The organism is Balneolales bacterium ANBcel1, assembly GCA_029688905.1.
Taxonomy (GTDB): Bacteria; Bacteroidota; Rhodothermia; order Balneolales; family Natronogracilivirgulaceae; genus SLLW01.
The window spans coordinates 85,804-106,402 of record JARULB010000007.1; the positions used below are offsets into that span (position 1 = coordinate 85,804).

General features: G+C 52.1%; 17 protein-coding genes and 2 tRNA genes. 10 read left to right on the top strand and 9 right to left on the bottom strand.

Annotated elements, in window-relative coordinates:
* Positions 1-31: 31 nt before the first annotated feature.
* The 9 genes from uvrA to QA596_10590 all read left to right on the top strand — a co-directional run bounded on the left by uvrA (position 32) and on the right by QA596_10590 (position 10,408).
* Entirely contained in the window at positions 32-2,887 is a 2,856-nt protein-coding gene (gene uvrA / locus QA596_10550) for an excinuclease ABC subunit UvrA (protein ID MDG5767906.1), read from the top strand.
* Between the two features lie 67 nt (positions 2,888-2,954).
* On the top strand, positions 2,955-3,500 hold the full coding sequence (locus QA596_10555; protein ID MDG5767907.1) for a hypothetical protein: 546 nt from the start codon (positions 2,955-2,957) through the stop codon (positions 3,498-3,500).
* A gap of 154 nt (positions 3,501-3,654) precedes the next feature.
* Positions 3,655-5,487 carry a protein translocase subunit SecD gene (gene secD, locus QA596_10560; GenBank protein ID MDG5767908.1) on the top strand — a complete coding sequence of 611 codons (1,833 nt, stop codon included), beginning with the start codon at positions 3,655-3,657 and terminating at the stop codon, positions 5,485-5,487.
* Positions 5,488-5,539: 52 nt separating this feature from the next.
* A complete protein-coding gene (gene secF / locus QA596_10565; protein ID MDG5767909.1) occupies positions 5,540-6,457 on the top strand; it encodes a protein translocase subunit SecF in 918 nt (305 codons plus the stop codon).
* A 38-nt stretch (positions 6,458-6,495) separates the two neighbouring features.
* Positions 6,496-6,843, top strand: coding sequence for an STAS domain-containing protein (locus tag QA596_10570; protein ID MDG5767910.1), 348 nt, complete (start codon positions 6,496-6,498; stop codon positions 6,841-6,843).
* A gap of 92 nt (positions 6,844-6,935) precedes the next feature.
* Entirely contained in the window at positions 6,936-8,216 is a 1,281-nt protein-coding gene (locus QA596_10575) for an adenylosuccinate synthase (GenBank protein MDG5767911.1), read from the top strand.
* Positions 8,217-8,417: 201 nt separating this feature from the next.
* A complete protein-coding gene (locus tag QA596_10580; protein ID MDG5767912.1) occupies positions 8,418-9,593 on the top strand; it encodes a RuBisCO large subunit C-terminal-like domain-containing protein in 1,176 nt (391 codons plus the stop codon).
* Between the two features lie 164 nt (positions 9,594-9,757).
* On the top strand, positions 9,758-10,219 hold the full coding sequence (locus QA596_10585; GenBank protein ID MDG5767913.1) for a cupin domain-containing protein: 462 nt from the start codon (positions 9,758-9,760) through the stop codon (positions 10,217-10,219).
* Positions 10,220-10,335: 116 nt separating this feature from the next.
* Positions 10,336-10,408, top strand: a tRNA-Gly gene (locus tag QA596_10590).
* 268 nt (positions 10,409-10,676) lie between these two features.
* Here the strand turns inward: QA596_10590 and QA596_10595 are convergent.
* The 3 genes from QA596_10595 to gap form a co-directional block, all read right to left on the bottom strand.
* Positions 10,677-12,149, bottom strand: a complete 1,473-nt coding sequence (locus tag QA596_10595) for a DASS family sodium-coupled anion symporter (GenBank protein MDG5767914.1) — start codon at positions 12,147-12,149, stop codon at positions 10,677-10,679.
* A gap of 659 nt (positions 12,150-12,808) precedes the next feature.
* A tRNA-Pro gene (locus tag QA596_10600) sits at positions 12,809-12,882 on the bottom strand.
* A 98-nt stretch (positions 12,883-12,980) separates the two neighbouring features.
* Entirely contained in the window at positions 12,981-13,979 is a 999-nt protein-coding gene (gene gap / locus QA596_10605) for a type I glyceraldehyde-3-phosphate dehydrogenase (protein MDG5767915.1), read from the bottom strand.
* Positions 13,980-14,464: 485 nt separating this feature from the next.
* Between gap and QA596_10610 the strand changes: the two genes are divergently transcribed.
* Positions 14,465-14,887: a helix-turn-helix domain-containing protein gene (locus tag QA596_10610; protein ID MDG5767916.1), complete on the top strand. Its 423-nt coding sequence runs from the start codon at positions 14,465-14,467 to the stop codon at positions 14,885-14,887.
* Between the two features lie 9 nt (positions 14,888-14,896).
* Here the strand turns inward: QA596_10610 and QA596_10615 are convergent, their stop codons facing one another.
* The 6 genes from QA596_10615 to QA596_10640 form a co-directional block, all read right to left on the bottom strand.
* Positions 14,897-15,589, bottom strand: coding sequence for an ankyrin repeat domain-containing protein (locus QA596_10615; GenBank protein MDG5767917.1), 693 nt, complete (start codon positions 15,587-15,589; stop codon positions 14,897-14,899).
* A gap of 109 nt (positions 15,590-15,698) precedes the next feature.
* Positions 15,699-16,625, bottom strand: a complete 927-nt coding sequence (fmt, locus tag QA596_10620; protein MDG5767918.1) for a methionyl-tRNA formyltransferase — start codon at positions 16,623-16,625, stop codon at positions 15,699-15,701.
* Positions 16,626-16,644: 19 nt separating this feature from the next.
* Positions 16,645-17,211: a peptide deformylase gene (gene def / locus QA596_10625; protein MDG5767919.1), complete on the bottom strand. Its 567-nt coding sequence runs from the start codon at positions 17,209-17,211 to the stop codon at positions 16,645-16,647.
* 12 nt (positions 17,212-17,223) lie between these two features.
* Complete coding sequence (gene ruvX / locus QA596_10630; GenBank protein MDG5767920.1) at positions 17,224-17,643, bottom strand: Holliday junction resolvase RuvX; 420 nt, start codon at positions 17,641-17,643, stop codon at positions 17,224-17,226.
* 15 nt (positions 17,644-17,658) lie between these two features.
* The gene (locus QA596_10635; GenBank protein MDG5767921.1) at positions 17,659-17,982 is read right to left on the bottom strand and encodes an integration host factor subunit beta; all 324 of its coding nucleotides are present in this window, start codon (positions 17,980-17,982) and stop codon (positions 17,659-17,661) included.
* Positions 17,983-18,201: 219 nt separating this feature from the next.
* On the bottom strand, positions 18,202-20,448 hold the full coding sequence (locus QA596_10640) for a bifunctional (p)ppGpp synthetase/guanosine-3',5'-bis(diphosphate) 3'-pyrophosphohydrolase (protein ID MDG5767922.1): 2,247 nt from the start codon (positions 20,446-20,448) through the stop codon (positions 18,202-18,204).
* Positions 20,449-20,599: the final 151 nt, after the last annotated feature.

The window sequence follows — 20,599 nt, forward strand, 5'->3', positions numbered from 1 at the left end:
ATGTGGTTTAGCAGTGACATTTTCCCAATCTATGGCCAAGGACGTAATAGTTATTCGCGGCGCTCGCGAACACAATCTCAAAAATATCGATCTGGATATTCCCCGTGACCGGTTTGTGGTCATTACCGGCATATCGGGATCCGGCAAAACCTCGCTTGCTTTCGACACCATCTACGCCGAGGGGCAGCGCCGCTTCATGGAGTCGTTGTCGGCCTATGCCCGGCAGTTTCTGGGGATGATGGAGCGCCCGGATACCGATTTCATCGACGGGCTTTCGCCGGTGATCTCCATCGACCAGAAAACAACCAGCCGCAACCCCCGGTCGACTGTGGGAACCGTTACCGAAGTATACGATTACCTGCGGCTGCTGTTTGCCAGGGCGGGCACCCCCTATTCGTACCTGACCGGCAACCGGATGAAGAAGCAGACGCCCGAAGAGGTGGTGAACAGCATCCTGCAGCTGCCGCAGGGCACTCGGGCCTACTGCCTGGCTCCGGTCGTGCGTGGCCGCAAGGGCCACTATCGCGAACTGTTTGAACAGACACTCAAACAGGGTTTTATCCGTGTGCGGATTGACGGGGAGTTCCGGGAGCTTGAAAAAGGCATGCAGGCCGACCGCTACAAGACACACGACATTGAGGTGGTCGTGGACCGCTTCGTCGTCTCTGAAAACAGTCGTAACCGCATACAGCAGAGTGTGGATATCGCGCTTGACCTGGCCGACGGGAACCTGATTCTGGCCACGGAAGACCCTGAGCAGCCCTCCGGATTTCGCGACCATCTCTTCTCCCTGAACCTGTTTGATCCCGAAAGCGGACTCTCCTACGACGAGCCGGCGCCCAACATGTTCTCCTTCAACTCGCCTTACGGCGCATGCCCCGACTGCGACGGACTGGGTTACCGGTATGATGTCGATCCCGGGCTGATGATTCCCAATCCATCGCTCAGTATCGATGACGGCGCCCTCCGATATCTCGGGAAACCCCGCAACATATTTGTATTCAAACAACTGGAGGCGGTTTTTGATGCGTACAGCGCCTCTTTCGATACACCGGTGAACGAACTGCCTGCCGAACTGCGAGACATTATCGTTCGCGGCAGCGGCGAACGGACATTCGATGTCTCCTACGACTTTCGGGACAGCACCATCCGGTACAAACACGCCTTTCCCGGTCTGGTTTCCATAATCCGGGAGCAATATGAGGATTCCAAATCACCCAAGCAGCGGGACAAGGCCAAGGCGTTCATGAATCGCGTGGCATGCGATGCATGCGGAGGAGGCCGGCTCAAGAAAGAGGCGCTTTCCTACCGAATTGGGAGCTATACTATCCATGACCTGGTGCAGATGGACATCCGCACGCTTCGCCGGACCATCGACCACCTTGAATTCACCGAGCGGGAGCGCATTATCGCATCGCAGATTGTTAAGGAGATACGGGACCGGCTGGACTTTCTCTTGAACGTGGGACTCAATTACCTCTCCCTGGATCGTGAGGCGCAAACCATCAGCGGAGGTGAGGCACAGCGCATCCGGCTGGCCACGCAGATCGGGACCCAGCTGGTTGGAGTGCTTTACATCCTGGATGAGCCCAGCATCGGTCTCCATCAGCGCGACAACATCAAGCTCATCAATTCGCTGAAAACACTGCGCGACCTGGGCAACAGCGTGCTCGTCGTGGAACATGATCGTGAAACCATCGAAAGTGCCGATTATGTAGTGGACCTGGGTCCGGGTGCAGGCCGGTTCGGCGGACATGTCGTTACCAGCGGGCCTCCCGGGCAGCTTGATCCCGCCTCCATGACCGCCCGTTACCTGAACAGTCAGGAAGCAATCCGTATGCCGGAAAAGAGGCGCTCTGGAAACGGCCGGAGTTTCGTCATCAAGGGGGCGGGCGGACACAACCTGAAAGAAGTGGACCTGAAACTTCCGCTGGGCCGTTTTATTTGCGTCACCGGTGTGAGCGGCAGCGGAAAAAGTTCTCTGATCAACCAGACGGTAGTACCGCTGCTCAGCAATCATTTTTACCAGTCCCGGACGGTTCCACTCCCCTACCAGAGCGTGGAAGGCCTCGAGCATTTAAATAAAATCATATCCATCGATCAGAGTCCGATCGGCCGCACACCCCGTTCCAACCCGGGCACCTACACCAAGGTTTTCGACATGATCCGCACACTGTTCGCAGAACTGCCGGAAGCCAAAATCCGGGGCTACGGCCAGGGACGCTTCTCCTTCAACGTGAAAGGTGGCCGCTGTGAAGAGTGCAACGGCGACGGGGTCAAGAAAATCGAAATGAATTTCCTGCCCGATGTCTATGTGACCTGTGAATCGTGCAAGGGAAAACGCTACAACCGGGAGACCCTCGACATCCACTACAAGGGAAAAAACATCTCCGATATTCTGGAAATGCAGATTGAGGAGGCGGCGCAGTTTTTCGACGCGGTGCCGCGCATCAAGCGAATTTTGGAAACCATGAATTCGGTTGGCCTTGGATACCTGACCCTGGGCCAGTCCAGTACTACCATTTCCGGCGGAGAGGCTCAGCGCATCAAGCTGGCACGTGAACTTTCCAAGATCGGCACGGGCGACACCTTGTACGTGATGGACGAGCCGACAACCGGCCTGCATTTCCAGGATGTGAGCATGCTTGTGGACGTCATCCAGCAACTGGTTGAGAAAGGCAATACCGTTGTGGTGATCGAGCACAACCTGGATCTGATCATCGCTTCGGATTACATCATTGACATGGGTCCGGAGGGCGGTGCCCAAGGGGGAGAGATCATCGCCGCGGGCACTCCGGAAGAGGTCGCCCGGTTCGAATCATCCCATACCGGAAGATATCTACGGCAGGAGCTTGAACGCTACAGGAAAATGTCCGAAGCAGGGTAAAAACAGGCGGATGAACCTTTGAAAATTCGATTGCCCGAAGCCGGTCATTTCTTTATATTTCCCGGTAATGGAAATTTTCCGGGCACATATTATCAAACTTGCTGTACTGCTACTCTTTGTGGCGGGAACCGCTTTGTTCGTATGGCCATCCCAAAGCGACACACAGCCCGGCGAATCGGTTTCCAGCTGGTTGTTTGACCTCCGCACCAACAAGGACAATCCCGTTGTTTACCAGAAAATATCGTCACTTCGCACCCAGGAAGGTGACATCCCGGGATTGTTGCGAAAAGCCTCTTCGATTGTAAGCGAGCATGCGGACGATTTCTCCCTGCCGGTGGATTCGACAGACTCTTCGGATGATGACATTTACAATACCCTTTTGCTCAAATGGACCATCCATCAGCAGGAAACGATGACCCGTACGGTGACCATCGCCGACCGGCAGACACAGGTACCACCGGCTAACGAAGAAGACGATCAAAACGCCTGGAATCAGCTTACCCAGTCGATCGATTTCGTCATTGGTGCGTATGGACGCATCAGCGAAGCCTGGGAGTATATTCGCATCATTCTGAGACCGCTGGCCAGCGGCATTGCGATCGGAGCCCCATAGGACATCACGTGAAAAATGCGGGCGGGCAACCGCTAACCGCATGTTTTCCATAGCCCATCTCTCCCGATAAAGAACTACCGGCACGGCCACGGGACCGTGTCCATTGATGTGCAACTCACACTTTATTTAATCACACAGAACCGGATTAGTATTTATGAAAGGTAATGGAACCAAACTGGCTTTTATCGTCGCTTTTCTTGTCATGACGATCTACTATTTGTTCCCCTCATTCCAGTATTGGCTGGAAATGCGGAACATCGACAGAATGCCTGAAGAAGAGCGTGTGGAGTATCTTCAGGACAACGAGACCCGCATCGACAACATGCGGCAAAAGATTCTGACCCTCGGCCTCGATCTTCAGGGCGGAATGCACGTTACGCTCGAACTGGCCACACATCAGCTCATCGGCGAGCTCTCCGGTGAATACCGTGACGAGTTTTTTGACGAGGTGCTGAGTGCAGCATGGCAGCAGGCACAGGCCGAAAACACGGATGTCATTCAGGAATTTGTGACCGCATTCGAAGAGCGGGATGCCGATGCGCGCCTGAGCCGCTATTTCCGTTCGGACGCCGACAACATCACCCGGCGGTCTACCAATGCCGAAATTCAGGAATGGCTGCAGAACCAGCGCGACGCCGCGGTTGACCGTGCGATTGAGATTGTCCGCAACCGGGTGGATCGCTTCGGTGTGACCGAACCCTCTATCGTGCGTCAGGGTAACAACCGCCTGGTGGTTGAGCTGCCGGGCGTTACCGACGAAGAGCGGGTCCGTGACCTGCTCCGCGGAACGGCGCGGCTGGAATTTCGCCTCACGGCCGATCCGGAAGACCTTCGCCATTCTCTGGAGCGTATTATCGCTTTTTATGATGCCGACGACGATGCGGATGACATCGATCTGGAAGACGAATGGCAGGACTTTGAACAGGATGATCAGGACAATCCGCTGATGCGTGTTCTCATACCGCAGGGGCAGGGGGTAACGTTTGGATCAGCCGCCGGCGCCGACACTTCGGAGGTTAACCGGCTGCTGGGCTCCGAAGAGGTTCGCCGCCTGCTCCCCCGCGACATTGAGCTGATGTGGACAGCCAACCCGCAGTTCCAGGCTGAAGGAAGAGGGTATTACTCCCTGATCGGTGTGCGGCGTCAGATTGAACTGACCGGTGACGTGATTACGGAAGCGCGGCCGACATTCGACCAACACACCAACCGCCCGGAGGTCTCCATGACCATGGACCGCCAGGGTGCACGCACCTGGGCGCGTGTCACAGGGGCCAACATCGGCCGGCCTGTCGCGATTGTCCTCGATGGTGTGATCTACTCCTATCCGGTCGTCCAGGGCCAAATCACCGGCGGAAGGTCTTCCATCACCGGACTGGCCAGCAGTGCGGAAGCGGAAGACCTGGTGAACATTCTGATGTCGGGCGCCCTGCCCGCGCCGCTGGATATCGTCCAGGAACGGACCGTGGGTCCCAGCCTGGGTGAAGCCTCCATCCGTGCCGGTTTCAATTCGGCTCTGTTCGGTTTGGCGCTGGTCATCATCTTCATGATCATCTATTACCGCACCGGAGGGGCCATCGCCAATATCGCCCTGATTCTCAACATCATCTTCATCATGGGTATTCTGGCGGCCTTTAATGCTACCCTGACCCTTCCCGGTATCGCGGGTATCGTATTGACCATCGGTATGGCGGTCGATGCCAACGTACTTATTTTTGACCGGATTCGCGAGGAGTTACGCGCAGGCAAGAGTCTCATTGCCGCTATCGACAGCGGATACTCCAACTCCATGAGCGCGATTCTGGATGCCAACATCACCACATTCCTGACGGCGGTAATTCTGTTCAGCTTCGGAGTCGGCCCCATCAAGGGTTTTGCAATCACTCTGATGGCCGGTATCGCGGCTTCGCTGTTCAGCGCCATAATCATCACCCGAGTGATCGTTGACTGGATGACCAAGGATAAAAAGTGGATCGTCAGTTACGGCTGATCCCTTCCGTCCCAAATCACCACCATTTTTAAAATCATAATTTATTACCGATATGAGACTCTTTGAAACCGCCAACTACACCATTATCCCGCATCGAAAGATCGGATATGCCATTTCCCTGACGCTGGTCGTCATATCCCTTGTTGCCATTTTCGGCCGCGGACTCCAGTACGGCATCGATTTCCGCGGGGGAATTGAAATCGTCATCGCGTTTGAACAGCCGGCCCAGGTGGAAGAACTGCGCTCCGCACTTACCGAGCCCCTGGGTGCCATGCCTGAAATCAGGCGATTTGGTGCCGGTCAGGATCTGCTGATTCGCGTCGACACCGACCGCTCGACCTCGGAGGTCCAGCAAGCCGTACTTGCGGCGGCGGCATCCGTCTATCCCGACAACCCTTCCAGTGTTATTCAGACTGAGAATGTGGGTCCCAGCTTCGCGGACGACCTCCGAAACGCCGCGCTGATGTCCATTGTCTTCGCGCTGATCGTGATCTTCCTCTACATCCTGATCCGGTTCAAAAAATGGTCGTACTCGGCCGGAGCCGTTGCAGCCCTGGCGCATGATGTGATCATCACCCTGGGAATTTTCACCATCCTGCACGGAGTCGTGCCGTTCAGTCTGGATATCAACCAGGCGCTGATCGCCGCCTTTTTGACCATTGTGGGATACTCCCTGAACGATACGGTGGTTGTATTCGACCGGATCCGTGAAAACTCTCTGATTTTCAAGACGGAAAGCTTCGACAAGATGGTCAACCGGAGCGTGAACAACACCCTGAGCCGCACCGTTGTAACTTCGATAACCACCTTGTTTGTAGTTACAATACTGTTTATTTTCGGAGGAGATGTGCTTAAGGGACTTTCCTTTGCACTCATAATAGGTGTGCTGCTTGGAACATACAGCTCCATTTTTGTTGCCAGCTCGCTGTTGGTTGACCTGCAGCTGAAGACCCGGAAAAACGTCGCGTAAATCAATCAACGGTTTTTAAACCATTTAATTTACTGCTTATGAGCTTCAACGTGTCTGAGCGATACAATTGTGTCGTTATCGAATTCAAGGGTAATGTGATGGGAGGGCCTGATGCGCTCACCCTGAATGAAAAGCTTCACGAGCTGATTGACCAGGGCAAAAAGAATGCCGTCGTGGATCTGAGCCGTGTCAAGTTCATGAACTCTTCGGGCCTGGGAATGCTCATCGGCGCGCTGACGACCATGAGGAACGCCGGAGGTGATCTGCGAATTGCCAATGCCACAGACAAAATTGAAAGCCTGCTGATGATCACCAAACTCATCACGGTTTTCAAACACTTCCGGTCACTGGATGAAGCTGTAGATTCCTATTCAACACAGGAATAAACCGCAGTTTAATTTATCAATTTCTACCGAATCGGGGAAAGAGGTGCTTCGGCACCTCTTTTTTTGTGAGGTACTTATCTATCTATTAAAAAATGTCCGTTAGAGTTATTATTGGAGCCCAGTGGGGCGATGAGGGAAAAGGAAAAATTGTCGATTTGCTGAGTGACCAGGCCGACTATGTTGCCCGCTACCAGGGGGGCGCCAATGCCGGCCACACACTCAATTTCGATGGCAAAACCCACATATTACACCTGATTCCATCCGGAATTTTCCACAACAACACCACATGCATCATCGGTAACGGGGTGGTTATCGATCCCATCACACTGTTGGAAGAGATAGCCCTGGTTCGCGAATCCGGTGTCGACATCGACGGGCGTCTGCTGGTCAGTGAGACCGCCCACGTGATTCTGCCCTACCACAAGAGCCTGGACAAGGTGGGGGAGCATGCACTTGGCGGACAGAAAATCGGGACGACCGGCCGGGGTATCGGTCCGGCCTATGTCCACAAGCTCGCCCGTGTGGGTATTCGGATAATGGATCTTTATGATCCCGAGTCTCTTCGTAAAAAAATGGAGACCAATCTTTCGGAAATAAATACCAAGTTGTCGGCATTCAAATCCGAACCCCTGGAACTCGAAGAGATGTACCAGGATATGATATCGGCGGCAGAACAGCTTGAGCCTTTTGTCTGCAACACCATGCAGCGACTGCACAAAGCACTGGATGCCGGGCGGGAAATTCTCCTGGAAGGAGCCCAGGGAGCCCTCCTGGACATCGACCATGGAACCTATCCATATGTCACTTCCTCCTCCCCGACCGCCGGCGGCGCCTGTATTGGTACCGGAATCCCGCCCACGGCTATCGACAACATTATGGGTATCACCAAAGCCTATTGCACCCGCGTTGGCAACGGTCCCTTCCCAACCGAACTACTGGATGAATCCGGTGACGCCCTCCGGGAAGCCGGTCGTGAGTTTGGTTCTACTACCGGCCGGCCCCGTCGTTGCGGTTGGCTGGATCTGGTCGCGCTCAAATATGCCGCCCAAATCAACGGAATCAATGAGCTGGTGGTAACCAAGCTGGATGTCCTGGACGGACTTGAAACCATCAAAGCCTGTACTTCCTACAAAATTGACGGCAAGGAAACCACCGAGTTTCCATTGAAACTCAAGGATATCGACCGAGTTGAACCGGTTTATTCCGAATATCCGGGATGGAGCGGAAGTACCCGTGATGCCAAATCGTATGATGAGCTTCCAAAGGAAGCCCGTGATTACCTGGAGGCGGTCTCCGAGTATCTTGGAATTGAGATCAGTATTGTCTCAACAGGCCCTGGTCGGACAGAGACCCTGGTTCTGACCGACTTGTAACCACACCTTCCCGGCACGACAGACAGTTTTTCCTGTTCCTGTCATATTCGGAATTAGATGGTTTGCGCACGTCAGCTACGCGAACGGCGTACTGCGACCGTATGTCTCCGTCACGGTGCATGATGGATGAACGGCGCCTTTTTGAATCATTTGGAACCGTATTGTCATTTTACACACCTTCTTGCTAAACCGACCAGATCAATGGCTGATTCGTTTCAAGTCACCTACTTGCTGAGTTTGGCCGACGGAGAGAATGTAAATGACCGTGTTCTGGCCCTGCAACTGGAGCAAAGTGCCGAGCTGCCGGAATCGGTTGTAGCTTCCATGGGGGTTTCAGGCGTCAAAGGCCGGATTGTGCAACAGTCCCGCCCATCCCCCCGGCAGGTTCTTGTAACCATTGCGTGGCCGGGTCAAAATCACGCCGGCGAAATCACCCAGTTTCTCAATATTCTGTTCGGTAACATCTCTCTGAAACGGGGCATTGCAATTTTGGACATACAGTGGGATGCGTTGACTCCGGACCTGTTTAAAGGTCCCGCGTGGGGCATTGACCGTTTTCGCCAGGACTGGGATATCCCTCACAGGGCACTCAGCTGTACAGCCCTCAAACCCATGGGATATCCAACCGGCAAACTGGCTGCCATCGCACATCAGTTTGCTGAAGGCGGGATCGACATTATCAAGGACGATCACGGCCTCACCAATCAGGAGCCGGCACCCTTCCGGAAGCGCGTTGCCGCTTGTGTTCAGGCAATGGATAAAGCCGCTCAAAACACCGGCCGGCGTTCCCGGTACTTCCCCAACATTACAACAGAACCGCACCTTCTCCGGGAACGTTATGAAATGGCGGCGGAACTTGGAGCCGACGGCGTGCTGCTGGCACCCATGCTGACGGGGCTCGCTTCCATGCACTATCTGGCTCAGCTCCCGGTGGACCTCCCGATTATGGCACATCCGGCATTCAGCGGACCATTTGTGGCGCATCATCCATCAGTCCATGCATTGAAAAACAACGGAGCAGCATCCGAAGAGGCTTCCGGCATCCCGGGAGAGAGCCTTCACGGCTTTGAGCCCGGCCTGTTTTTCGGTGCATTGTGGCGAGCTCTCGGGGCCGATTTTGTGATTTATCCCAATGCCGGCGGCCGTTTTTCATTTTCACCTGACACCTGCTTGTCAATCAATAAAGAAGCACTGAGGCAGGATATCCCTTTCCCCCGCACTTTTCCCACACCAGGCGGAGGAGTTCGGGCAGACCGTATGCCATACTGGCTGCAGCAATATGGAAAAGAGATCACCTTTCTGATCGGAGGAAACCTTTACGAGGATCCCGCAGGTATTTATCATGCATCCCGTGCGTTTTCGGAAAGCCTTCGTTAGTTTTCGTCAATACCTTGCGGCCAACACCAGACACACCGCCTGTAACATGATCCGGCGACTCCTGAAAACCCGGCACGTTTAGATCATCCGAGATAATAAAGCCGGGTATCGTTTCGGATTCATGATCATCCACAGGCAGCAATTGAAAAATCAAACCGCTAACCATGTCCGATCAATCAAAAATCATACGGTCTGAAAACTTCACCTGGCCGGAAATTAAAAAAAAAGAGTACAAGTCAGATCAGCCCGGTTTTCAAGGCATTTCGAGATTTGTTCTGCTGGGTGAAAAGGAGGACGAGCAGGGGCTGAATATGCAAACCCGCTACTTTGAAATTGAGCGTGGCGGTTACTCGTCTCTTGAAAGACATCGCCACCCGCACACGGTGGTTATTGTCAAAGGACAAGGTTCAATGATACTCGGCAACTCCTGTCATAACCTGGAGCACATGGACACGGTTTACATCTCTCCCGGAACCGTACACCAGTTTCATGCCGACCTTGGCGAGCCTCTGGGGTTCATTTGCGTCGTTGACCGTTACCGGGACCGGCCGGAAACACCTGTGAGCAGGCAACAGCTCGAGACATGGATCTCCAATCCCGAGGCGCGAGATAAAGCCCGCATATAGATGAAACTCAGAAACCTTACGGCTTGCTGCCGATTCCGGCCATTCAAATGGCCGCGCTTTTTTTGACAAACCCCTTGTATGATAGGGAGTTTTATTAGTATATTTGTGCCTCTAAAGCGAGAATAGCTCAGCTGGTAGAGCACAACCTTGCCAAGGTTGGGGTCGCGGGTTCGAGTCCCGTTTCTCGCTCAAGACATCAAACGGCGATTTTCAGTATAAAAGACTGGGATTCGCCGTTTTTTATTTATAAAACGTGGCACAAAAGCGCCACCTGCAGGCCCCCTGAGAGACACCAATCCGCTTATCTAGAGTTCGCCTGCACACCTGCAGGACTCCCGAGTCCAGTTCGTATTTCGCCGTACATATCCCCCACACGCCGGCTTCTGGATAAAAGAAACCCCGAGCGACTCGCTGCCGCCCGGGGTGATATTCCTTCGATTGTCACGAGGACCTATGCTCAGAGCATGACTCCAAAGACACGACCGATGAGCAGGTACATCATACCGGTAATAACAAACACCATGAGTATGTTAAAGACAAAACCGGCACGGGCCATTTGAGGAATGCTGACCAGTCCGCTGCCATATACAATGGCATTGGGCGGGGTGGCAACCGGAAGCATGAACGCACAGCTTGCACCGATGGCCGCGGGAACCACCAGCAAGAGCGGATCTTGCCCCATGGCAATGGCAACTGATGCCAGAATCGGCAGAAAAGCTGCCGCCGTGGCCGTGTTACTGGTAACTTCCGTCAGGAATATGATCACAAATAAAGCGGCAATCAACAGTACAATAATCGGCACCCAGTCAAGTACGCCCAATCCACCACCAATCCATTCTGCAAGGCCGGTATTGGTAATGGCTGCGGCAAGACTCAGTCCACCGCCGAACAGGATCAATACTTCCCATGGAAGCTTTTTGGCATCATCCCAGTTAAGCACAAATTCACCTTTTTTGAAATTAATGGGCAGCAGGAACATCAAAACAGCACCAAATATGGCAATTCCGGTGTCGGAGATATTCGGAACAAACCGGTCCAGCACATGAGCCCGGATAATCCACAGAATGGCTGTCATGGTAAAAACAACCGCAACCATTTTTTCCGCACGTGACATGGGTCCGGCATCTTCCAACTCTTTGCGGATTACATCTCTTCCTCCGGGAATCTGTTTCAGTTTTACAGGGAATACGACGTAGGTCAGCATAAGAAATACCAGTGGCAGTGAAACTATCACCAGTGGCACACCTATGCCCATCCACTGGGCAAATCCGATATCGACATTATAATTATCCAGCATATACCCGGCCATCAATGCGTTGGGCGGGGTTCCGATCAAGGTTCCAATTCCACCGATATTGCAGGCATAGGCAAGGCACAGCAGCATAACCAGGGCAAAATTGGTTCTGAATTCGCCGGTTTCCATCGCTTTTTCACTTTCCACGAGACCGATGATGGAGAGGGCGATGGGCAGCATCATCATGGCCGTAGCCGTGTTGCTGACCCACATGCTCAGGAATGCAGCGGCCATCATAAAACCGATAATAATGGACGTAGGGCGGGTTCCAACAAAGTTTACAACATTGAGTGCGATTCTGCGATGAAGATTGGTGCGCTCCATGGCCAGAGCGATAATAAAGCCTCCCATGAACAGATATATCAAGGGGTTGGCAAAAGGTTCCGTGGCCTGGGAAACGGGTCCGACACGAAGAATCGGAAACAGAATAATCGGCAACAGAGCCGTTGCCGGGATGGGGATGGCTTCCGAAACCCACCAAATTGCCATCAGCAAACCGACCCCCGCTACTGCCCATGCTTCGGACTCAAGCCCTTCCGGAGTCGGAATTATAAGAAAGAGGATAAAAACAGCGGGACCCAGAAATAAACCTATTCTTTGCCTTAGACCATAGGTACTGCCTGATTCGTTTGACATTGCTTAACCTCCCATTGGTTTTGGTCAATAATTTAAATGTCTTAACTACATAATGATCCCAACATTTATCTGAAATAAATACCTGTTGCTACTTTTATACAAAATTGAATAGTATGATTATAGACACAACTATTACAATTACCATATGTACATTATTACTAATTTCACATAAAGATTTAATGAATTTATCTTAACACATTTCCGACTGCGAGGTGAATGAACGAGTATCCTGCTGATGATTCATTTTGCGATGATGTAGAAAATAAGAACTGTTCGCGTATGAGGGATATCAAACTATTCATTGCATTCAGCTGCCACTTTCAGCAAAATGAGGCAAACTAACAGCCGGAGGCGGCATGCAGAAAATGAGTGTTTGGTTTTCCGCATGAGATGCGTGATCTCTGGTCAGGGTAAAAGCAGTGTTGCTCGATTTGGAAGAACCGGCGCAGGCTGGCTTCTCAGCGGCGCGTCAAACAGAAAGTTCCTGGTCGCTGAAGGAGCGGGGATAGCGATTGGGGATCTTTCGAGAGCCGGAACCGGTTGCGGTGACACGGGGGGTTTTTGGCAGAAAAAGATCGGCAGACAATGAGTCTGCATGATTTTTGGGAAAGCCGCAAAAAAAAACCGGTGCTCTGTGGTTACAGAACACCGGTTGAAGGTCGGGATGACAGGATTTGAACCTGCGACCTCCTCGTCCCGAACGAGGCGCGCTACCGGGCTGCGCTACATCCCGAATGTCCGGTGCTCCGGAAGAGGAGCACCGGGGCGATACAGGCAAATACCGTTCTGACTCCTTTTTGGGGATTCAAATCGGTATTCAAGCAAAGATCATTATCCGATACGGACGACCAGTTCTGCGGTACGTGCCGAATAACCGGCCTCATTGTCGTACCAGCCTACTACTTTAACCAGCTTGCCGTCTACTTTGGTGATATCGGAATCATAGATGGTTGAGTGCGGGTTTCCGATAATATCGGTGGAAACAATCGGCTCATCGGTGAATTCCAGAATACCTTTCAGCGGACCTTCGGCTGCCTTCTTGAATTCAGCGGTAACCTCTTCCAGCGTGGTATCTTTCTTTACGGTACATGTGAAGTCGGTCAGTGAGCCGGTCGGTACGGGTACACGGAGAGCTCCGCCATCAAGTTTGCCGTTCAGATGCGGGAGAACCAGGCCTACGGCTTTGGCTGCTCCGGTAGAAGTAGGCACAATATTGATGGCAGCGGCACGGGCGCGTCGAAGATCCGAGTGCGGGCTGTCAACGGTTCCCTGGTCTCCGGTGTAGGCATGAACGGTTGTCATGAAACCCTTCTCAACACCAAAAGCGTCATCAAGGACTTTCACCATAGGTGCAAGGCAGTTGGTGGTGCAGCTCGCGTTTGAGTAGATATTAATGTCGTCGGAGATTTCGCTGTCGTTAACACCGAGAACGATGGTTTTGACATCGCCTTTGGCTGGCGCCGAGATAATTACTTTCTCTGCACCGGCTTTCAGGTGCTTTGAAGCCGCATCGCTGGAAGTAAAGAAGCCGGTACTTTCCACAACGGTACGAACACCGTCTTTGCCCCAGGTCAGATTGGCGGGATCTCTTTCGGCGGTTACTTTGATGGTCTTGCCATCAATAACGAGGTTATCTCCTTCAGCGCGCACTTCGCCGTTATACTTGCCATGAACGGAGTCATACTTGAACAGGTGAGCAAGAGTGGCAGCGTCAGTGAGATCATTTACGGCGACAAGTTCAATTTTGTCGCTATAGTCTGCGAGAATGGCACGGGTTACAAGTCTGCCAATCCGGCCGAATCCGTTAACTCCAACTTTTATTTTTGACATAAAACGAGTCCTTTTTTTAAATAATGGTATTGTAATATAAAACGCATCGGACCGGTACAAACCGGTATTCCGCAGCATTTATTTCGATAGTTTCAGAACGATTAAAGGTACCATTATATCTGCTCGATTTCAAGTCCGGGCCACGTAAAGAAAAAGGCGAAACCACGTCGGTGATCCCGCCTTTTACATCGAAATCCGATTCCGGACTTCGTCTTGGGAAAAAGAAAAAAAACGAATAAACTCCAAAGTTTACTTCGGCAATTAAAATCCGAAAAGCGTGATAATGCTCGTGCAAACTAACTCGCCATGCAACTGATTATCCTTTTGATGATTGATCGATAAGTGTATCTTTGGAGAATAGCCTTAACCGGCTCAATATACCGTTTTCAGCCGGGATAGCGGTGGAGCAACAGAAAAACGCCACTTGTAGCATTCAAAAGAATGCGGCTTGGTTGTATAGTGAATAATACACACACTCGTTTATATTGTCAAGCAAAAAATCACATTTTGATGCAATCATTCTCGACCGACTAAAACAAGCCCTCAACCTTCAAACCGACAGCCAACTGGCTGATTATCTGGAAGTAAGACCGACGGTCATTGCAAACTGGAGAAGAAGGGACAGAGTAAACACATCAAGCATACTATCAAAATGTGAATCGCTGAATGTCCACTGGATATTATACGGTACCGGCTACAATCGTTATAAAAGCAGTATTGGACGTAGCTACGCCGACCCGGAGGAGATCGTGGAAAAGCGGCGATCGAAAGGGATTTCTGTCCAGGACACTATGGATCAGCTTGAGGATGAAAAAAACAAGCTGGAAGCCGAAAACCGGCATTTGAACAGCAAACTGGAGGCGCTGGAAAACCTGTTGATGCGCTTCAGGGAAAAAAACAACGATTAGGAGTCTACCTCAATCCTCGGAATCAGGATCTGGTCCGGGCGCTTCTTCATCGATCTCCAGATCATCGGTATCGTTGTCATCATCGTCATCGTCTTCGCTCTCGGCCTTGCGCGCCGCTTCCAGTTTTTTCCGGGCCTTTGTTTCTGTGGCACCGGCACTTCTGAGGATAACCGCCAGGTCGGAGTGTTCATTCTCAACCGCAAAATTGAGTGCCGTATATCCGTTTTTGTCCTTGTGCTTAACATTGGCACCCTGCGAAATCAAAAAACGAACCACTTCCATATGACCCTCTCGCGCGGCAAACATGAGGGCTGTCTGACCCCAATGCTGGGTACCGTTAATATCAGCTCCCTTTTCCAGCAACAGCTTTACCGCCTCCAGCTGACCCTCTCTTGCGGCAATGATCAATGCAAGCGGACCGATTTCCGCACCATTTTCAAACAGCAGATGCATCATCTCCAGGTTACCGTTTTCAGCCGCCCGGTTCAGAGCCGTACCACCGATCTTGTTTCTGATATTAACTTCCGCCCCCTTCTGCAGCAACAGCCTGACCGCCTCCATCTGGTTGTTCTGAGCGGCATAAATGAGGGGCGTCGATCCTGTAGCAGAGACCGCATTGATGTCAACTCCTTCCTTGAGGGCGGCTTTTAAAGCTTCAAGATCACCTGCCTTGCTTGCTTCAATGAGAGGCGAAGATTCCATAAAAGGCGTAAGCTTTTCTTCCTGTTTTTGATTTCATGCAATGATCCGGACTTGTCTCAAATCTTGCAACTTTTTTTTTCAATGGACGGACGCTGTTTCGCACATGCCCTCAGGCATCGCTGAAGCCATCCTCTTCTGAGGAAAAAACGGCCGATCCGCCCAGGCTGTTCAGAAAATCAACACCATCGACCCGTTTCTTTCCTTCGGGCTGAACTTCGTGCAGAATCACCGACCCGGAACCGCATCCGGCCAGCGCCACTCCATCAACAAGCAATGCATGTCCGGGTTCCAGCCGCTGTCCGGGCTTCGGTGCAGAGCGCAGAATCTTCACTTTTCTCCCGCCTGCACGGGTCCAGCTTCCGGGAAACGGACTCATGCCCCGTATCAGATTATGCACTGTGTCAGCGTCTTTGGAGAAGTCAATACGTGCGTCTTCCGCATTTATTTTCGGCGCTTTTGAAGAATATCGCTCATCCTGCTCGCGCGGTTCGTGGCTGCCTTCGGAAAGCTGATCCACAGTTGCAGCCAAAAGCCTTGCACCCGTCACCTTAAGGCGGTCATACACATCGCCCGTGGTCTCAAGCAGCCCGATTTCAGTTGCTTCCTGGTTCAGAATCATCCCCGTATCCATCCCCTGATCCAGCAGAAAAACAGTGCAACCGGTCTCCTTTTCCCCGTTGATCAGCGCATGATGAATAGGCGCAGCTCCCCGGTATCGCGGCAGCAGTGAAGCATGCAGATTCAGGGAGCCCAGTTCCGGAATAGCCAATACCTGGGGAGGCAACAATTTATAGGCTACAACAACAAGCAGATCGGGTCGGAGCTGCTGCAATTTTTCAGCAAACTCCGGTGAACGCATATTGTCCGCTTCGATTACCGGAATACCGAGATTCAGGGCGCATGTTTTCACCGGCGACGGACTCTTTTTTCCACCGCGTCCACGCCGCTTGTCGGTTCCTGTGACTACCGCGTCTATCACATGCCCGCTTTCGGACATCATCTCCAGGCTGGGAACCGCAAAGTCCGGATTTCCCATAAATACAATATGCAGCGGTTTACGGAACATGCTTTTTCGGAGCAAGGGGATACTCTGTTTCGATCCGGCCGAGCCTGATATCCTCCAGTTTTCCCTTTATCAGTCTTTTGCGGAAAGCTCCCAGATAATCTATAAACAGAACGCCTTTCAAATGGTCGTTCTCATGCTGAAGAACCCTTGAGAACCAGCCATCGAAAACCTCCTCCTGCAGCTGAAACTCACGATCGTGATAACGGATCCGGATGCGGTCGGGCCGGGTCACCTTCTCCCGCAAGTCCGGCAGGCTGAGGCACCCTTCCTCGGCATCCCAATGATCATCCTCCATCGGTTCAATTTCCGGATTGATGAACACACGCGGCCCAAAGGCCTTGTTCTCCTCTTCTTCGGTGATAACATCCGCATCCACCACAAACACGCGAATCGACTCTCCTACCTGGGGTGCAGCCAGTCCGACGCCATTGGCTTCATACATGGTATCAAAAAGGTCATCGATAAAATCCTGCAACCCGGGGTGATCCGGGTGTACGGGATCGGCTCGCCGGAGCAGAACAGGGTCGTCGTACGTTACAATGGGCAGAATGGGCATAAGGTATCAGAATTACTGTGCATCAAGGTAGTTTTGAAGCAGGATGGCGGCCGCCGTGGAATCAACGCGGCCCTTGTCGCGGCGCTTCTTTCTTCCGGCCCCGGAGTCGCGGATGGATTGATGGGCTATGGTGGAGGTAAAGCGTTCATCCAGCGTAATTATGGGTACGTCTCCGGTTTGTTTCTCCAGCCTGGCGATAAACGATTTGACCATGCGGACAGACTCCCCCTCCTCTCCGCGTAGTGTGAGCGGCCAGCCGACCACAATACTGCGCACATCTCCCCTGTCACACATTCCTGAGATAAGGGTCAAGGCCTCCCCGGACGCAAAAGTGCCCAGTGGACTGGCCAGGGTACCGGTCACGTCCGACTGGGCAATTCCAATTCGCTTCAGGCCGACATCGACACCAAGTGTTCTTTGCAAATGTGTCAACCTGTCACCTGATTTTTACGCTTCCTCGAGCTGTTCTGTTTCCAGTGGTTGCCGCAGGAATTCTTTGAGCAGCTTGCTGGGCTTGAAGTGGGTCTTCCGGTGCTCCGGAACATAAATAACTTCGTTGGTCTTGGGGTTTCTTGCCTTTGGTTTGGCTTTGGTTACTTTCACCTCAAATACGCCGAAGTCGCGGATTTCGATCCGACAAGCGGGATTGGCTTCCATCATGGTATCGCGCATGGCTTCAATGACGGCATCCACCCAGGGCTCAACCTGAACCATCGGTACATTTTTCTTTTCCGATATACGACGAACGATATCTCTTTTAGTGTAGGTCATTTCAATAAGTGATTAGATGTAATCGGTTAATAATAAGGATCTAAGCGGAATACACAGGAAAAAACTGAAAATAAATAATATCTCAGATCGGCCTCCCTGCGCTCATCCGGCTTTGTTGCTGATATTCAATAAATGCAACAGGAGTAATACGCTGTTATTTATCTGCTTAATATAGAAACAACGAAAATTAAATTAAATACGTGTAGTCTTTTTTTTCTTTTATTCATAGCGGTAAACCTCTTTCAGACCGTCAATTCGCTTCAAGCGTGTAATAATCTTGTCAAGATGGCTGATATCCTCAACCATAATAATTATGGTTCCCTCGAACATACCGCTGTCACTGGTAACGTTGATGCTTTTCATATTGGTATTCAGGGATTTGGATATAAGGCTTGATATATCGCTGACCAGACCGACACGATCTTCGCCGACAACCCGTACCGCACCCATGAACTGAGCGCCGGTTTTACGGGCCCACGAAACATCCACTATACGCTCTCCGTCTGTTTTTATCAGATGGCGGGTATTCTTGCAACTGACGCGATGGATTTTGATATCACCTTCGCGACTGATGAATCCCACAACATCGTCTCCCGGAATGGGATTGCAACAGCGGGCAAACGAGTACCGCACGTCGGTGAGCTCCCCGTTCAGAATCAGGCCCTGGCCGGCTCCGGCGGTGTTGTGAATGTCATAGGCGATTTTGTAGTGATCCGTGGCCGGCACCTGTTCCTGTTCTTCCGGCCCGGCGTCCTCTTCAATTCGTCCTTTGCTGACATAGCTTTTCACGGCCTTCATCAGCTTCGAAACATCAAATACCCCCGACCCGATGTCCACAAACAGTTTCTGTAGAGAAGAGTATCGCAGGCGGGTGGCCACCCTGGCCAGTTCCTGGTCGGAGATTTCCACACCGGCTCTTTCCGCTTTTTTATCCCAGATCAGCCGGCCCTCATCGGCCACCTTGCGCTCCTTCTGCTTGATAAACTGGCGTAAACGGGCCCGCGCCTTGTGCGTAGCCACATCGTTGATCCAGTCCGGATTCAGGTTGATCTGCTTTCCGGTGATCACTTCAACCTGATCACCGCTTTTCAGCTTCTGGCGCAGCGGCACAATTTTTCCGTTCACTTTGGCGGCCAGTGCCCGTTCGCCGATCTCGCTGTGAATTTCAAACGCGAAGTCGATGGGAGTGGAGCCTTTGGGAAGGGTAATCAGTTCGCCCTTCGGGGAAAAAACATAGATTTCGTCGGTGTACAGGTTGAGCTGAAAATCCTCAACAAACTCGGTGGCGGCATCGGGCCGCGGGTTATCCAGCACATCGCGCACCCAGTCGACAAACCGGTTGATGTCACCGCGCTTGCCGGAGCCTTCCTTGTAGCGCCAGTGCGCGGCAAATCCTTTTTCAGCAATTTCATCCATTTTCTCCGTGCGGATTTGCACTTCCACCTTTTGTCCGGTGTTTGTAATGACGGTGGTATGCAACGACTGATAGCCGTTGGCCTTGGGCACCGATATAAAATCACGGAACCGTTCCGGAATGGGGGTGTAGGAGTCGGTGATAAAAGAGTACACCCGCCAGCAGTCCTCTTTGGTATGGGGATCCAGCAGGATGATCCGGATGGCAAACAGATCGTAGATCTCCTCGAAGGGTTTCTGCTGGATGGTCATTTTCCGGTAAATCGAGTAGATATGCTTGGGGCGGCCCTTGATTTTAAAGCTGAAACCCGACTGCTTCAACTGCACTTCAATCGGCTCGAGGAACTTTCGGATGAACGACTCTCTGGCGTCCTTTTTTTCACGAAGCTTGCGGGCGATGAACTTGAATCCGGTGGGATCGAGCGTCTTGAAGCTCAGGTCTTCCAGTTCGCTTTTGATATTGTACAGGCCAAAGCGGTGGGCAAGCGGAGCGAACAGCTCCATGGTCTCGGTTGCTATGCTCAGCTGCTTTTTGCGGGGCAGATGCTGGATGGTCCGCATGTTGTGCAGGCGATCGGCAAACTTGATAAGTACCACCCGCAGGTCTTCGGCCATGGAAAGCAGGAGCTTCATGAACGTTTCCGCCTGCTTGACCCCCTTGTTCTTGAACACTCCGGAGATTTTTGTCATGCCGTCGATCAGATGTGCCACTACCGGGCCAAATTCTGACCGGATGTCCTCCAGCGCCACTTCGGTATCTTCCACCGTATCATGCAACAGCGCGGCGGCCACGGACACATCATCCATCCCGATCTCCCTGACCACAATCCGGGCCACCTCCAGGGGATGCAGATAATAGGGCTCGCCGGAAGCCCGTGTAATGCCTTTATGCGACACAAAAGAGAGCGTAAACGCCTTGATAATGAGCTCGTCATCGCAACCCGGAAGATACTCATGGCACTCGTTGAGCAGATTGTTCAGCTCCACCTGCTGGGCGGGTTCCAGAGGAATTGATCCAAGATCTTCAGAAATATTGAGTTTTTGAGTCGGCATAGGGAGCGTTAATGGTAAGGGTGACAACTTTTTTCCCTACAAAAAAAGTGCATCAAAAAGCGTTCCATCTGCATAACGGATACATCAAAATCGCAGGTATCCCGCAGAATGACAAACCGCAAGTTGTACAAAAATTACTATCTATTTGTAA

Bases quoted from the DNA above. Each gene is read 5' to 3' on its own strand.
- QA596_10555 (MDG5767907.1), top strand. From the start codon at position 2,955: ATGGAAATTTTCCGGGCACATATTATCAAACTTGCTGTACTGCTACTC.
- QA596_10575 (MDG5767911.1), top strand. From the start codon at position 6,936: ATGTCCGTTAGAGTTATTATTGGAGCCCAGTGGGGCGATGAGGGAAAA.
- uvrA (MDG5767906.1), top strand. From the start codon at position 32: ATGGCCAAGGACGTAATAGTTATTCGCGGCGCTCGCGAACACAATCTC.
- QA596_10635 (MDG5767921.1), bottom strand. From the start codon at position 17,982: ATGACCTACACTAAAAGAGATATCGTTCGTCGTATATCGGAAAAGAAA.
- def (MDG5767919.1), bottom strand. From the start codon at position 17,211: ATGCCCATTCTGCCCATTGTAACGTACGACGACCCTGTTCTGCTCCGG.
- QA596_10640 (MDG5767922.1), bottom strand. From the start codon at position 20,448: ATGCCGACTCAAAAACTCAATATTTCTGAAGATCTTGGATCAATTCCT.
- QA596_10570 (MDG5767910.1), top strand. From the start codon at position 6,496: ATGAGCTTCAACGTGTCTGAGCGATACAATTGTGTCGTTATCGAATTC.
- QA596_10585 (MDG5767913.1), top strand. From the start codon at position 9,758: ATGTCCGATCAATCAAAAATCATACGGTCTGAAAACTTCACCTGGCCG.
- QA596_10615 (MDG5767917.1), bottom strand. From the start codon at position 15,589: ATGGAATCTTCGCCTCTCATTGAAGCAAGCAAGGCAGGTGATCTTGAA.
- QA596_10580 (MDG5767912.1), top strand. From the start codon at position 8,418: ATGGCTGATTCGTTTCAAGTCACCTACTTGCTGAGTTTGGCCGACGGA.
- fmt (MDG5767918.1), bottom strand. From the start codon at position 16,625: ATGGGAAATCCGGACTTTGCGGTTCCCAGCCTGGAGATGATGTCCGAA.
- secF (MDG5767909.1), top strand. From the start codon at position 5,540: ATGAGACTCTTTGAAACCGCCAACTACACCATTATCCCGCATCGAAAG.
- secD (MDG5767908.1), top strand. From the start codon at position 3,655: ATGAAAGGTAATGGAACCAAACTGGCTTTTATCGTCGCTTTTCTTGTC.
- gap (MDG5767915.1), bottom strand. From the start codon at position 13,979: ATGTCAAAAATAAAAGTTGGAGTTAACGGATTCGGCCGGATTGGCAGA.
- QA596_10595 (MDG5767914.1), bottom strand. From the start codon at position 12,149: ATGTCAAACGAATCAGGCAGTACCTATGGTCTAAGGCAAAGAATAGGT.